The sequence below is a fragment of the Flavobacterium frigidimaris genome, from assembly GCF_002217275.1.
GTDB classification, from domain to species: Bacteria; Bacteroidota; Bacteroidia; order Flavobacteriales; family Flavobacteriaceae; genus Flavobacterium; species Flavobacterium aquidurense.
Genome location: NZ_MUGV01000020.1, coordinates 46,327 through 60,691, shown reverse-complemented (window position 1 = coordinate 60,691; position 14,365 = coordinate 46,327). Strand labels below are relative to the sequence as shown.

Genomic DNA, 14,365 nt, shown 5'->3' with positions numbered 1-14,365 from the left:
ATAATTAAAATTCATTTATAAATAAGTCGAAATTGCCTGATGCGGCTACTTTTAGCAAATACGATTGCCACACATTGTTGTTGACGATATCACGGTCAATTTCGGCACGGTTTAACGTAAACATGGTTTGTGTCAAATCGGTTAAATCGGTTAAACCGTTTTTGTATAAAGTCGATTTTTGCAGATACGCTTTTTGAGCTGCATTGACCTGAATTGGTGCTTCGGCAAAATTCTCGAGCGTGATTTTTATTTTATCTTCTGCAAAACTCATTTGCGATTTTAATTCTCTGTCGGCCTGATTGTATTCTTCTTTCAAAGCCTGAGATACGAATTTTTGAGCGCTTACCTGTCTGCTCATTCTGAATGGAGTAGTTAAGTTCCAGCTAATCCCAATTCCGACTAAATAGTTAGAACGATCCGGATTAACACCATCCCAGTAATTTCTGGTGAAAGCCGTCTGATCCTGAATATAATTCGTGTCAAATCCAGAAGCACGGGTTTGTACAACCCCAAATGCACTCATCGTTGGGTAATAAAAACGTTTGTATAATTTGGTTTGCTGATCGCTGTAATCAATTCTTGTTTTATAATATTGAAGCAACGGATGAAGACTATCAGTAGTTTTTTCGGCTGTTAAAATCGCTTTCGGAATCTGATTGACAAACAAAGTGTCTGTTTTGAAATCCTGTGGCGCAACGCCCATTAAATCGACCAATTTATTGTTTTGTTCTTTTACAAAGTTTCGGGCCAGGTTCAAAGAAATTTTAGCTTTTGAAACTTCGGCTGTGGCCAATGTAGAATCAACTCCTGCTAATAATCCGTTTTTAACACGCGCAACAGCTGTCTTTTTGAAAACTTCTGCGCGGCTTAAATTCTTTTGTTGCGAAATTAATAACCTTTGGCTTGCCAGTAAATTCAAATAAGCAGCAGAAATTTTGATTTCCTGCTGGAACATTTCCTGTTGCAAATCTTTTTCTTTGGCCTGAACATCAACTTTAGCCAAATTGATTTTTTCCTTCGCTTTTCCGAAAGTGAAAAAGTCCCAGTTCATGTTGACTAAGTAAAGAGCTCCAAAAGCAGAGTTCCAGTTTTGATTCGGTAAAGCAGGACCTGAAGAAGCAGCGGCCAAACCATTTAATCCGTAAAGAGCACCATTTTGTCCGTTGATCGTTCCGTAATCTTGTTGCGCTGATAAATTCAGATTCGGTAAGTAATCGCGTTTGGATTGTTTAAGAGTCTCGCGCGAGGCATTGGTGTAATTGCTTTTTGCCCGGATAGAACCGTAGTTTTCAAGACCTGTTTTAACTGCTTCTTTTAAAGACAAGGTTTGTGAATAACCAATTGAGGCAAAAATCAAGAAAAATAATAAAGTAATTTTTTTGAAATACATAAAACTCAAAGTGTGAAATTATCTCCCAAAATTATTTCTCTTACGCGGATATAGGCGTTCTTAAATGATGTAATGCGATTAAAAATGACGAATTGAATTTGTCATTTTTTGGAAATAATAATTAAATATTTGTACGTACTTTGTAAACTATTTGAATATTAAAATGAATAAAAAGTTTGATAACATTCTGGATAATAAGTGGTGGCAGGAAATTGCCGTCGTCGCGTTTTCCTTTACTATATATACACTGAAAAACGACTGGATGTTATTTAGTTCAATGACATCAGTTTTAATGGGGATTTTTTTCTATTGCATTTTATACATGCACGCCCAGTTCAATCGCTTTTTTCTTCTTCCGATATTATTCAAAACCCAACGTCCTTTAACTTATATTTTTCTAACGCTTTTTGGCGTGTTCGTGTTTTCGGTCATTTTATATGAGATTACTATGCTCGATATGTTCAGCAATTGTCGCTTGTATCAAAACTCGCATCAAAGAAGTTATGTCTATCAGCTGGCGAGTGTTTTAGGAACTTTGGTTTGTATTTTGAGTCCGATTATTGTTTTTAAATTCTACAGAATTCACAGAAAACAAACCGATGAAACGTTGTTGTTCAACCAAATGCAATTGAATTCCTTAAAAGGACAATTGAATCCTCATTTTTTATTCAATACGTTCAATACACTTTACGGAATCAGTTTAGAATTTCCGGAAAGAACGCCTGATTTGATTATGAAAGTGTCGCAACTAATGCGTTACCAATTGGAAAGCAATAACAAACAATGCGTATCTTTAGAAGAAGAACTGCAATTTATAAACAGTTACGTACAACTCGAAAAAGAAAGAGTAGGATACCGTTGTGATATCACTTACGATTGTAAAATCGACAATGAAAACGCCTATAAAGTATCACCAATGTTGTTGATCGCTTTTATAGAAAATGCCTTTAAACACGGAACCTGCGCGATCGAAAAATGTTTTGTAAGAATCATAGTTACGGTCGAAAACGGATTGCTGCATTTGCATGTTGTCAATTCAATTCCTACGAAAAAAACGGATGTTGTTTCGACAAAAATTGGCTTAAAAAATACGATTGAACGTTTGAATTTAATTTATGGAAAAGAATATAAATTAAACATTCAGGAAGATAAGAACACCTATATCGTTGATTTGAAATTGCAACTTAAAAAGTTTTTGTAATGAAAGACCCAAAGAAATGTATAATTGTGGATGATGAGCCGGCAGCGCATTATGTGCTGGCGAATTACATCAAACAGAATCCGCAATTAGAATTGGTTTTTCAGGGTTATAATGGCATTGAGGCAATGGATTATTTGCGCGAAAATCACGTTGATTTAATGTTTTTAGATATCAACATGCCGGAAATTTCAGGAATGGAATTGTTGAAGATTATTCCAACACATCCTAAAACTATTTTAACGACAGCTTATTCAGAATTTGCTCTTGAAAGTTACGATTATGGCGTAATTGATTATTTGCTGAAGCCTATCTATTTTCCGAGATTTCTGAAAGCGGTAGATCGTTTTTTCTCGACGGAAAATGCAAAGGCAAAAGAAGAGGAAGTTGCTGTAAATTCTATCAGTGTAAAAGTGGATGGCTATTTTATGGACATTGAACTGGACCAGCTTTTATTCGCACAGAGTTTTGGAAATTACGTGAAGCTGCACACGATTAAAAGAACCTATTTAGCTTCAATCACCACAAGCGAATTAGAGAAATGCCTTCCTGAAAAAAGCTTTATGCGCATTCACAAATCGTATATCGTCGCTTTGGATAAAATTGATGTGACCGAAAAAGATTTTGTAATTATTAAAAACGAAAAACTCCCAATAGGGATTACTTATAAACGAGAATTGTCGGATCGACTTAAAAAGTAGTGAAAAATGTGAGATGTAAAAGGTAAAATGTGAAATGTGAGTAGTAAAAGTTTATTGTAAATTTTAAAATTGCTACGTTTTACATCTCACATCTCACATCTCACAACTCACAACTCACAATTCACAATTCAAAAAAAGTTTGCTTACTAATTCAGTTATTTAAGAAAAAGCCTGTAGAAGATTAAATTCTTTGCAGGCTTTTTTGATTTATGTGATGACCATTTTTTAATGTTTATTTAAAAGTGTCTTTATTCTTTTTAAAAATAAAGTCTTGTCTTAAAAATATATTTAAAATCTATTTTTTCTTCACTAAAAAGTAGTAATTTTAATACGTTAGTTTTTAGATAATTAATTTAAAAGTTGAAATCATGAAAAACGTATTGATAGCTGCTTTGTTTTTATGCAGTGGCTTTTTGCTGGCACAGGAAGGAACTAATATGAAAGAGAAAATAACACCGCCGGAAAAAGTTTTATTTACTTTTCAAAAAGAATATCCAAATAAAATACCAGTTTGGTCAATGGAATATGTTGGAGACGATAATGATGAAGTACGTTACGAAGCAAAATTCAAAACTGATAAAAATCAGGAAGCACTTGCTGTTTATGATAATCTAGGTATTTTAAAAGCTTATGAATTACAGATTCCATTAAGTCAGTTACCTGCAAAAGCACAGGCGTATTTGAAGAAAAATTATGCAGCAAAAGCGATTAAGGAAATTGCGGTGGTAGTAGATTATAAAAACAAAACGACTTATGAAGTGATGGTAGAAAAAGATTCCAGATTTTATGATGTTGTTTTCGATAAAAATGGAGGTTTTGATGTCACAATAGAGAAAAACTAAATTACGCTTACTTACTAATTCAAATATATTGAAACAACAAACCCGATAGATTTTAATGTCTATCGGGTTTTATTTTTAAATTATAAAACCGTTAGGTTTCATTTATACAATGAATTGTCATTTCACTTTTTACCATTCACAATTCACAATTCACAATTATTACAACATCATTCCACCAGAAACCTCAATACGTTGTGCGTTTACCCAACGAGCGTCTTCCGTACATAAAAAGGCAACTACACCACCAATATCGTCGGGTAAACCAACTCTTCCTAAAGCTGTTGCTGCCGCTAAGTTTTTGTTTAACTGTTCATTGTCGCGAACCACGCCTCCGCCAAAATCAGTTTCGATGGCACCTGGCGCCACAACATTTGCTCTGATTTTTCTTTCTCCTAATTCTTTTGCCTGATATTTAGTCAAAGTTTCGATCGCGCCTTTCATTGAAGCATAAGCCGCATAACCCGGGAAAGAGAATCTGGCCAAACCAGTTGAAATATTTACGATTCCACCACCGTCATTCATTACGTTTAAGGCTTTCTGTGTTAAGAAAAATGGACCTTTGAATTGAATATTGGTCAATTGATCAAACTCTGCTTCTGTTGTTCCGATGAATGAATTGTGAATTCCAATTCCGGCATTGTTTACCAGAAAATCGAATTTATCGGTTTTAAAAGTACTTTTCAGCACTTCGGAAACACTTTCGAAGAAAGAATCAAAAGTACCTGAATCGGCTACATTCAATTGAAGTGAAGCTGCTTTTTGACCAAGACTTTCAATTTCTTTTACCACTGAATCCGCTTCTTCTTTTTTACTGTTGTACGTTATGATTACGTCAATTCCTTTTTTTGCAATCGCAATTGCCATGTTTTTTCCTAAGCCTCTGCTGCCGCCTGTTACTAAAGCGATTTTTGTATTTACTGCCATTTTATTTTAGATTTTAGATTGTTGATTTTAGAATATAGAATATAGAATATAGATTGTTAATTATTGAAATATTTGCCACAGATTAAATTGATTAAAAAATCTGCTAATCTGCTAAATCTGCGAGAGAAAATTTAACCACATAGAAACATAGATTTTTTTGCTTTTAATAAGACAATTGAAAGAAACTAGGTTTCTAACACACAGCTATGTGTTTTTAGTTTAATGAAATGCCTTTTTTAAGCGTTTCAATTATCTATGTTTCTATGTGTTTAAAAATATTGCCACAGATTAAAGGATTAAATTGATTAAAAAATCTGCTAAATCTGCTAAATCTGCGAGAGAAAATTTAACCACATAGAAACATAGATTTTTTGCCTTTAATAAAAGTATGGAAAGAAACTAGTTTTCTAACACACAGCTATGTGTTTTTAGTTTAATGAAATGCCTTTTTTAATCGTTCCAATTATCTATGTTTCTATGTGTTTAAAAAAAATATGCCACAGATTTTTAATTTTTAATTCTCAATTTTTAATTAATTCCCGTGTAATGCCTCAAATGAAGCTTTTAATTCAGGGACACTTGCGTTTAATCTTGTTTCGCTGGTGCCGTAAGTAAGTTCGCTTTTTCCGTTTTTTAGTTGTTCGAAAATAGAAACAATAAAGTCGGCTACACTTGGATGTGAGTCATGTAAACCAATTCCACCCAAATCGGTGTTCAAAGCAGGTGGAATAATTTCGATAACTTCAATATTTTTTGCTTTTAAAATATGACGCAGTGAAAGTGTAAACGAACGGAAAAAAGCTTTTGTAGCCGAATAAACCGGAACTTTTGCGAAAGGCGAAAAGGCCAATCCTGAAGTTACATTCATTACCGTTTTAAGTGATTCTAGTTGAATAAATAAAGACGTTAAATGCAAGGGCGCTTCTATATTTGTACTCAATTCTGTTTTCATGCTTTCGTAGAAATCAGCATCGGTAACAGAAACCCATTTTTGGATTCCGGCATTGTTGATTAATACATTTAAATCAGGGTGATTTTCTGCAATCCATTCATAAAGTGCGATGCGCTCTTTTTCATCTGATAAATCGCATACTTTTGTAATTACGGTTGGGAATTTTGCTTTAACTTCCTCTAAAACCGATTCTCTTCTTCCGCAGATAATTACGGTATTGTTTTCCTGAATAAAACGTTCGGTCAGGCCAAGTCCAATTCCGCTTGCACCGCCTGTTATTAAAATTTTGTTGTTTGCTAAGTTCATCTTTTTGATCTTTTAAATTGATAAGACAAAGGTAGGAGTAAAGCACAGTTGGGGAATTGTAAATATCAAATCGAAGTTTGCGAAATTCAAATCGGTAAACAAAAATCAATATCAATGTCAATATCAAAAAACAATTTCAATTTCAATTTCAATATCAATATCAATATCAATTTCAATATCAATTTCAATATCAATTTCAATATCAATATCAAAAAATCTAAAATCTAAAATCTGCAATCTGCAATCTAAAATTAGGAACGGAAAGCTAAAGGCGTAAAGGAAGTTTGTTTTTTAAAGAAGTTGGAAAAGTGTGCTAATTCTTCAAAACCTAGTGAAAAAGCGATTTCAGAAATGTTCCAATCGGTTTGTTTTAAAAGGATTTTGGCTTCGTTTATCAAACGAGTGCTGATTAATTCGGTTGTGGTTTTTCCGGTGTTTTCTTTTAAAACCTTATTCAAATGATTCACGTGAACGGATAATCTTTCAGCGAAATCTTTGGCTGTTCTGAGTTCTAATCGCTGATGTGGCGATTCAATAGGGAATTGCCTTTCTAATAATTCGGCAAATAAAGAAGAAACTCTCGCCGCCGAATTATGTTTGGAATACAATGCTGTTATAGGTTGTAATTTTTGTCCAAAGTGAATTAACTCCGCCACATAATTCCGAATTAAATCGTATTTGTAGATATAATCAGAATTGATTTCTTTTTGTATTTTATTGAAAATCAATTCTACTTCGAAAACTTCTTCATCGGTAAGCTGAAAAATAGGATAGCCGTCAGCAGCAAATATTGGAAGGTCATCCAGATCAATTCCGCTTTTGTTTTTGGATAAAAATTCACTGGTAAAAACGCAAAATTGACCGGATTGATTGGTGTCCTGCGGTAAATAGTTATACGGGATTTTTGGTGTAGCAAATAATAGTCCCTGTTTTTCGATGTCGATTATTTTATCGGCATATTCAGCACGATTTTTTCCCCGAATTAAACTGATTTTATAGTAAGCCCTTCTGTCATAAGGCATACCGGGTTTGTCTTTGAGTCTTTCATAAAGTTCTTTAATGTCAAATACATTAAAGTGACCAATTTCTTTTTTGATGTCGTTGGGCAATAATGAATTGGGTTCAACGGAGGAACCTTCGGTAATATCCTGGTAAAATGAATCTAGGGATTTCATAGGTGTGAATTGTAAAATTCAAATATACGAAAAATAAAAGATTGTTTTTTTGTTTCAGGTTCTTTGCTTTGTGTGGATTTAACCGCAAGGTGCGCAAGGGTTTTACGCTAGGTTCGCAAAGCTGCCTTATTTAATCTCGCAAAGACGCAAAGTCGCAAAGTTTATTTCCTTTGCGACTTTGCGTCTTTGCGAGAAATCACTAGCGCCCTTTGCGTAAGGCCCTTGCGCACCTTGCGGTTAAAAAAGACTCCCCTGAATTAATTCTGGCTGAGGATTACTGCCAAAAGGAAAAGTTTCTAATATAAAATATTGTTTTTTGATAGGATCAAATTCTCTTAAAATAATGGTATCACATAAAAAACTCATATTAATTGTCTTGAATAAATCACGCGCAATTTTTATATTTTCGGGTGTTAGATTTCGTCCTATTGAAATATGCGGGTCGTCGCTTCTGTCTTTACTTGAAATCAGAAGTGCGTCCTGAATTTTTTTCATCATGGGTTTTAGGCATAATTTAGATTCTTCACTGGGAGATATGAAGAACGTCCGACTTTCTTCATATGCATCAAAATGATCTAAATAAATTGGAACGGGAGTTAAAGTATCAGCAATTTTAAAAAGTTTTTGTCTGTATTTTTCAAGCTGATTTTCATTTGCTTTAAAACCCCCAATGGTAATGTGAGCCACAGAATTGCAACTGTTATACCATTCAATTTTATTAAATAATTCTAATTTTAGTTTTTTGATAAACGCAATTCCATCTTCTGAAGGATGAAAAACAACTGAATATTTCTTTTCCATTATATAAAAATGACTTTATAATTTCAGGATCGGGAGCGTAATTGTACTGTTACTATACCATTTTATTTCTAATGGATCTTTAGCATCGGTCATGTCTTCAGAACTTACATCTTTGCCTGAACCGTAATTTACTTCCCAATTTGGATTTTTATTAACTCCCAAAACAATAATAATAGAACTTCCTTTTTGTAATTCTTTAGAAGTTATAAAAGTCTGATTGATATCAATAGTTTCGATTTTGTTAGGCACTAAGAGTTGTCTTTTAGTGCGGTCTTTTGCTAAACTTGCTCTTTGTATATTATTGCTTAAAGCAAAATATTGGCCGTTTGCCGTTTTTTCAAAAAGTTGTAATTCAACATCGATGTCTTTTTTATTACTGCTTATTTTTAAGGAAGCTTTTAATGAGCCACTTATAATCATAGGTTCTGAAATTGGATCACTTTCAAAAACTAACAAGTGTTTTTCAGGCTTAAAAATAGAATCACTAACATTAGGAAATCCATTTACATAATCATCGCTATAAATATTAATTTCAGAACGATCTTTAAAATCAACTGTTTGATTAATAGAGGTTGTTTTTTTAGGAGCTGTTTTTTGTAGTGAATATTTAGTGTTGTTGCAGCTAAGGTAAAAAGCAAGATCCTGATTGTGCATTTTATCTAACGATGGAACACTTTTCCATTCGTTTTTGCCCATGATTTGAAAGTTTACTTTATCTTTTAAAACATCCGGACGTTTAGCCCCTTTTAGAATATAGTCAAACCATTGGAAAATAATAGCATTAATTGGAATATTTGCTACTTCATCAATTTCATATCCTCCTAATTCTTTTTTTGGATATCCTTGTGAACCTATATGGTCATAAGGCCCAATTATTAAATAATAGTTGTTTGTTTTATTGTATTTCTGATATTGATTGTAATAATACAGAGCACCCAGCTGATCGTCGTCATAATAGCCTGTAGTACTCAATATTGGAATATTGATATTGGCAAAAGCTTCTTTTTGAGGCGTCATGTTTTGCCAATAAGCATCGTATGTTGGATGATCTAACCATCTTTGAAATAACGGAGAAGTATTACCTTCTACCTTATCTAAAGTTCTAAAACTACTACCGTTTTTATAATATTGAGAAAAAACGTCATCCCATTTTTTATTGTCTTGAAAATCATTAAGATCTGTTAATTTATTATTTGCGACGAAATGGATCCATCTTAATGCATAACTCATAAAAATACCGTTTTGCATCGGAAAGTCGATTCCTGCACCAACAGATACTGAAGGGACAATTGTTTTTAAGGCAGGATGCACTTTTTTCATGGCACTCCACTGTGCAAATCCCAGATAACTCCCGCCGTATAAACCAATTTTGCCATTGCACCAAGGTTGTTTGCTGACCCAATCCAGAATGTAATAAGCATCATCACCATCGTGTTCGTAAGGCTCAATTGGATCATTACTTAAATTTTTACCTCTTGTATTGGCAATAAAGCCAACATAACCCAAAGTAGCTATTTCTTTGCATTGCCTAAGTTCATTTCCGGCATAGATAGTGTATTTCATTACTACAGGTTGTGGACCGGATACATTTCTTAATTGAACCATAGTGCCAGAAATTGTGCTTTTGTTTGGTAAGGTAATAATGATGTCTTTATCGATTATATAAGTATCGCTTTCTATTTTTTTAATTATTTTACTTGCAATAGAAAGCGTTCTGCTGTAAATAAAATATCGTGAATAATGGCGACATAAAACTGCTGCATCTTCTACGCTGATACTGTCGCTTGTTTGAGCAACTTTCAGTTTCGATTCAAAATTGGTTTTCATATCAGCCAATTTTATATCATAATAACTCTCAGTCCAATTTTTTCCATCATTAGTAAAGCTGTTGTATAATTTGTAAAATTCAGTTGTAAAGTTTTTTTCAAAATCTGAATTTGAGCCAGGTGCTTTTGTGATTGTTCTGGCATATGTTTTATAGATAAATCCCAGCGGTCTATTTACAATACTGTCGCCTAGTATCTCTTGAGAGTAGTTAACAAAATTTCGCTCCATGTCTTTGTAATCTCCGGCAACAAATTGTATTCTGGCATAGCTGTCTAAAAATGTTCCTTTATTCGCATTTTTATAGGTAGGTGCTACTTTTTTTGCCAGTAAAGGCATATTTTGACTGATGCTTATGCTATCACTGAATTTAGATTTATCGAAATATATTTTTTGTGAAGTTCCTATTTGAAAGGAGAAACAAATCAGTAGTATTAGGATGTTTTTCATCATGCCTGAAAATTATTTTTGAGGTTTTGCTTTAAATTTGTTTTCTCAAAAATAGTTTAAATTTCTTATAAATATGATGAAGGTTTAAATTGTATTTAAAATTTAAATTGAGCCGTCAGCGCTGCATAAAAATAATCTTTTCCTGTTCCGACTTCTTTTAAAAAGGAGCCAGCATTAAACCAACCCGATTCTAATGTAAAAGTCAGAAAATCATTTGCAGAATAATCTAAATTTGTAATCAATTGAGAGCCTATAAAGCGTTCTGTAGTATCTTTTCCGGAATATAATAATTGCATATTTGGAGCATAAATACCATCACTAATTGATTCTCTCCAAAAAATATCATAATCAAAACCAAGGCCTAGCTTTTCTGTTAAAGTAAAATTAATTGAAGGGTGAATGTCAATTAAGTTGGATGGACCAATTAATGCAACTAATCCAAAATAGGCGCCTCTCGGATATAACGGATTAAAAGTTTGTAAATGATTATCATCTGAATGTTTATCTCCGGAAATAATTTCTGTTTTCAAACCAATTTCAGGACTGAATTTTACTTCTGTAAAAGTATAACAGGCAAAAGAGGAAAGCGTCCAGGCCGAGATTGCTTTTTCATTGATATTTCCGAATTGATATAATCCTTCAAAATCGTATTTCCAGTTTCCTTTATTTTTCCAGATTCTACTTCCGACAGACTGACGATTTTCTTCTCCGATAGCATCATCAAAAACGGCTTTCTTTTTCCATAATCCTAAATAATAGAAATCGATATTTTGAATGAAGGGAACTTTATGAAGCACAGTATAACTTCCCCAGAATTGTGCGTTTTCATTAAAACGGTCGTTAAAAGTTCCTTGTTTGTTGGCTACAGGATGTGTGAAAAAGGCATCTGTTTGCCAATTATTCTTTTTGTAAAATAATTTGATTGCATCAAAAGCAAGTCGGCTGTTTGGGCCTTCTCGAACTGCAATGAGACGCTGCGAACCATACGACATTTCCTGTCTTCCGGAACGTAATGTCAATCGTTCGCTTGTATTATGAATAAAATCAATATCCAAAAATGCCTGATGGAAATCTAATTCATTTTCATCAACAGGGCTTGGATCAATTTTACTGTTTGCCAAACTACTCTGCAACTCCACAAAAGTTCTGAATGCGCCTAAATGTACATCAGCATGAAGCAGATAACGAGAAAGTAAATAACCATCACCTTCATCAGACTCATCGCCCCATTTGTCGTTTAGGGTGTAGGTGTACTGCAATCTTGCTTCGCCGCCAATCGTGGCGTAATATTTACTGTTTTGACTAAGTGGAATGTATTTGATTTTTTCATACCAATTTCTGCTAGAATCTTTCAAATAAGTCAGATCATCATCATATCTTAATTTTTGAAATGTCATTTTTTGTTGCGCATTGGCAGAATAAAAGAACCCCAAAAGCAGTAATATTCGGAATAGTGTTTTCATAACTTAATTTTTTTGATAATCTTCAGAATAAGTTATCGGGTCCTGAGCGAAAATTAGCAAACAAAAAATTAAAAGTAAAGTTGATAGTACCATTTTTGGATTCATAATAAAATTGGTATTACTATTAATTTTTTCATGATAATTAAATTTTGTTTAATGATAAAAAGGTTTTCAAAAAATTAAATTCGGTTTGATTTTCAGTTTAATACGTTCAAAAGCAGTGCCTTGTTTGTAAGGCGTTGATTTATAGAGAGTTTTTCAAAAAAGACAATAGAGGTTTTAACGATATATCGTCAATTGATGGGCGATCTTCGTAAATGTTTTAATAAAAAGGCGGTAATGAGAAAAATTTTAGGATCTAAATTTTTCCTTTAAGATATAATCGGTGTTGTATTTCTGATTTTAATAAACCACTTCCTCCTCCAAAATGCTCAATTACTTCGACATCGGGTTGTTGTTGTAAACAAAATGAAGTAAATTCTTTTTCGACATGGTCTTCGATTCCGGAACTCAGCAAAACTATGTCAATTTTGTTGTTGAGAAAATATTCCTGAGCAGCTTTTTCATCGTTGAAGCCTACCGCATTCCAGTCTTCGTAAGCATTCACCAATCGAAGTAAAATCTCCAATATTGGTTCGTTTTTTCCGAGTATTAAGAATTCAAATATTTTCATAATTGTTTATTTTTAAGGTTCTGAGATTCTAAGGAACTAAGGTTCTAAGTTTTTTTTCTTTTCACTTGTTGTCTGAACTTCTAATTTGCTTTACAAATGTATTTCTTAATTTGTATTTTCAACTTAATCTAGGACAAGAAAGAAATCTTTACATTTTACAGTCAAAAAAAACAAACAAATGTATTTCATAATTTCTTAGTTGAATTTAATCGAGAACAAGAAAAATTTGTAAGATTTTGAATTTTCATGTTTTTTAAGGTAAGAAATTAAATTTAAGGAGCTTAAAAAACGAACTCGATAAAATGAAAATTAAACAAATGTTAAAAGTGAAAAAAAAGTGGAAAAATGAGGAAAACCGTAAGTTTTTATGGAAAGTTGCTTGTAGTTTTGCCTCGTAGAAGTTCAAAAAGTTATGCTGCTTTACCTTTTTTAACAGCATATGATCTTCTTAAAACTGTTTTTGGAGAAACATTTTTTTAATGAAAATTTGACAATTCATTTTACGATGAATTCATTGTGTAAATTTGCAAGACATACAATAGAGTCTAATTTTTATGGGGTTTTTAGATTTGGTTACACGTTAGCCAAATTTAAAAACCCTTTTTTTTTAACTTAATAATATAATCCCTGATATCCAGAAACGAATAACATCCCAGTTGATTTTAATTTTTTGAGGAGAAAAACCATAAAAACTCTTAAATGCGGCTGAAAAATGGGAGACATCTTTGTACCCGCATTTATAAGCTGCTTCACTTACGGTTATGGATTTATTTTGGAATAATTTCTTTGCATGTTCCATCCTTAGTTTTATGATATAACTTTTGACAGTAGTGCCAAAACAAGCTTTAAATCCTTTTTTTAGTTTAAATTCATTTAAGGAAATTAATCTCGACAGTTCGGTCAATGTTGGTGCATGAACATAGTCTTTTTCAAGTATTTCCTTGGCCTCTGCTAATTTGTTGTAATCATCTTCATCAATGTGATCTTTTTGTTTTGGTAATGGAATTATGGTTTCAAGCTGATGAATTAGCAATTCTTTAATTTTTGCTTCAAGATACATTTTCTTTAAGGCACCATGACGATTACAAACTTTTATTTCATGAATTATCCATTGAATTGCCGGTGTAAACGGGATATATTTTGACGTTAAATAACTTGATTTTTTTAGTAAAATGTTTTTTGAAAATTTTTCATGAAGTTCCCAGTCTTCATTGATAATAGTAGAATAAAAATCTTTAGATAAAATAATAGACAAATAATTAATTTGTTCAAATGCCGGAATTTTATAAGTGGCTTTGTAATTATGCGTATAGAAAATATTATGGGTATTTTCCTTAGAAAATTTCTCAGTATCTAAATTGTCAATATAGGTTTCAACATTGTTGCAACAAATAAAATTCATTACTACGGACTCTTCATCAATTTCAAAAATAATAGTTTGTGGAGTTGTAAAATACATCTGAGTATCAAGAAGAACCATTCCGTTTGTGATAAGATGTCGACTTTTTATTTCTTCTATACCGGTGTTTTCGATATGTATGTTTTCTTCGGTTAAATGATTTTTTGAACAATAATGACTGCCAATTTCAATTTGAATGACTGCTTCCTGGTGCGCTAAAAGTTTCGATTTGATTTTCAAAATATAATCCGTTTTTACAAAATAATA

General features: G+C 32.6%; 13 protein-coding genes. 4 read left to right on the top strand and 9 right to left on the bottom strand.

The window, feature by feature from the left end:
* Positions 1-4: 4 nt before the first annotated feature.
* Positions 5-1,390 carry a TolC family protein gene (locus B0A65_RS12520; RefSeq protein WP_074661863.1) on the bottom strand — a complete coding sequence of 462 codons (1,386 nt, stop codon included), beginning with the start codon at positions 1,388-1,390 and terminating at the stop codon, positions 5-7.
* Positions 1,391-1,553: 163 nt separating this feature from the next.
* Between B0A65_RS12520 and B0A65_RS12515 the strand changes: the two genes are divergently transcribed.
* The 3 genes from B0A65_RS12515 (at position 1,554) to B0A65_RS12505 (ending at position 4,131) form a co-directional block, all read left to right on the top strand.
* Positions 1,554-2,591 (top strand): sensor histidine kinase, encoded by a 1,038-nt coding sequence (locus B0A65_RS12515; RefSeq protein WP_074661860.1) that lies wholly within the window; start codon positions 1,554-1,556, stop codon positions 2,589-2,591.
* Entirely contained in the window at positions 2,591-3,289 is a 699-nt protein-coding gene (locus B0A65_RS12510; protein ID WP_074661857.1) for a LytR/AlgR family response regulator transcription factor, read from the top strand. The genes B0A65_RS12515 and B0A65_RS12510 overlap by 1 nt, the downstream gene beginning before the upstream one ends.
* A 368-nt stretch (positions 3,290-3,657) precedes the next feature.
* A complete protein-coding gene (locus B0A65_RS12505) occupies positions 3,658-4,131 on the top strand; it encodes a hypothetical protein (RefSeq protein WP_074661854.1) in 474 nt (157 codons plus the stop codon).
* Between the two features lie 159 nt (positions 4,132-4,290).
* Here B0A65_RS12505 and B0A65_RS12500 read toward each other — a convergent pair whose 3' ends face one another.
* The 7 genes from B0A65_RS12500 to B0A65_RS12470 form a co-directional block, all read right to left on the bottom strand.
* Entirely contained in the window at positions 4,291-5,055 is a 765-nt protein-coding gene (locus tag B0A65_RS12500) for an SDR family NAD(P)-dependent oxidoreductase (RefSeq protein WP_074661850.1), read from the bottom strand.
* Between the two features lie 532 nt (positions 5,056-5,587).
* Complete coding sequence (locus B0A65_RS12495) at positions 5,588-6,313, bottom strand: SDR family oxidoreductase (RefSeq protein WP_074661847.1); 726 nt, start codon at positions 6,311-6,313, stop codon at positions 5,588-5,590.
* Between the two features lie 251 nt (positions 6,314-6,564).
* The gene (locus tag B0A65_RS12490; protein WP_074661844.1) at positions 6,565-7,488 is read right to left on the bottom strand and encodes a helix-turn-helix domain-containing protein; all 924 of its coding nucleotides are present in this window, start codon (positions 7,486-7,488) and stop codon (positions 6,565-6,567) included.
* A gap of 237 nt (positions 7,489-7,725) precedes the next feature.
* Positions 7,726-8,289, bottom strand: a complete 564-nt coding sequence (locus B0A65_RS12485; RefSeq protein ID WP_083370484.1) for a 2'-5' RNA ligase family protein — start codon at positions 8,287-8,289, stop codon at positions 7,726-7,728.
* 15 nt (positions 8,290-8,304) lie between these two features.
* Positions 8,305-10,566, bottom strand: coding sequence for a CocE/NonD family hydrolase (locus B0A65_RS12480; protein ID WP_083370483.1), 2,262 nt, complete (start codon positions 10,564-10,566; stop codon positions 8,305-8,307).
* A gap of 92 nt (positions 10,567-10,658) precedes the next feature.
* Positions 10,659-12,026: an alginate export family protein gene (locus B0A65_RS12475; RefSeq protein WP_074661839.1), complete on the bottom strand. Its 1,368-nt coding sequence runs from the start codon at positions 12,024-12,026 to the stop codon at positions 10,659-10,661.
* A 358-nt stretch (positions 12,027-12,384) separates the two neighbouring features.
* Entirely contained in the window at positions 12,385-12,699 is a 315-nt protein-coding gene (locus B0A65_RS12470; RefSeq protein WP_074661837.1) for a hypothetical protein, read from the bottom strand.
* Positions 12,700-13,044: 345 nt separating this feature from the next.
* Here B0A65_RS12470 and B0A65_RS23620 point away from each other — a divergent pair, with 345 nt between their 5' ends.
* A complete protein-coding gene (locus tag B0A65_RS23620; RefSeq protein WP_262490030.1) occupies positions 13,045-13,179 on the top strand; it encodes a hypothetical protein in 135 nt (44 codons plus the stop codon).
* 127 nt (positions 13,180-13,306) lie between these two features.
* Here the strand turns inward: B0A65_RS23620 and B0A65_RS12465 are convergent, their stop codons facing one another.
* The gene (locus B0A65_RS12465; protein ID WP_074661834.1) at positions 13,307-14,338 is read right to left on the bottom strand and encodes a helix-turn-helix domain-containing protein; all 1,032 of its coding nucleotides are present in this window, start codon (positions 14,336-14,338) and stop codon (positions 13,307-13,309) included.
* Positions 14,339-14,365: the final 27 nt, after the last annotated feature.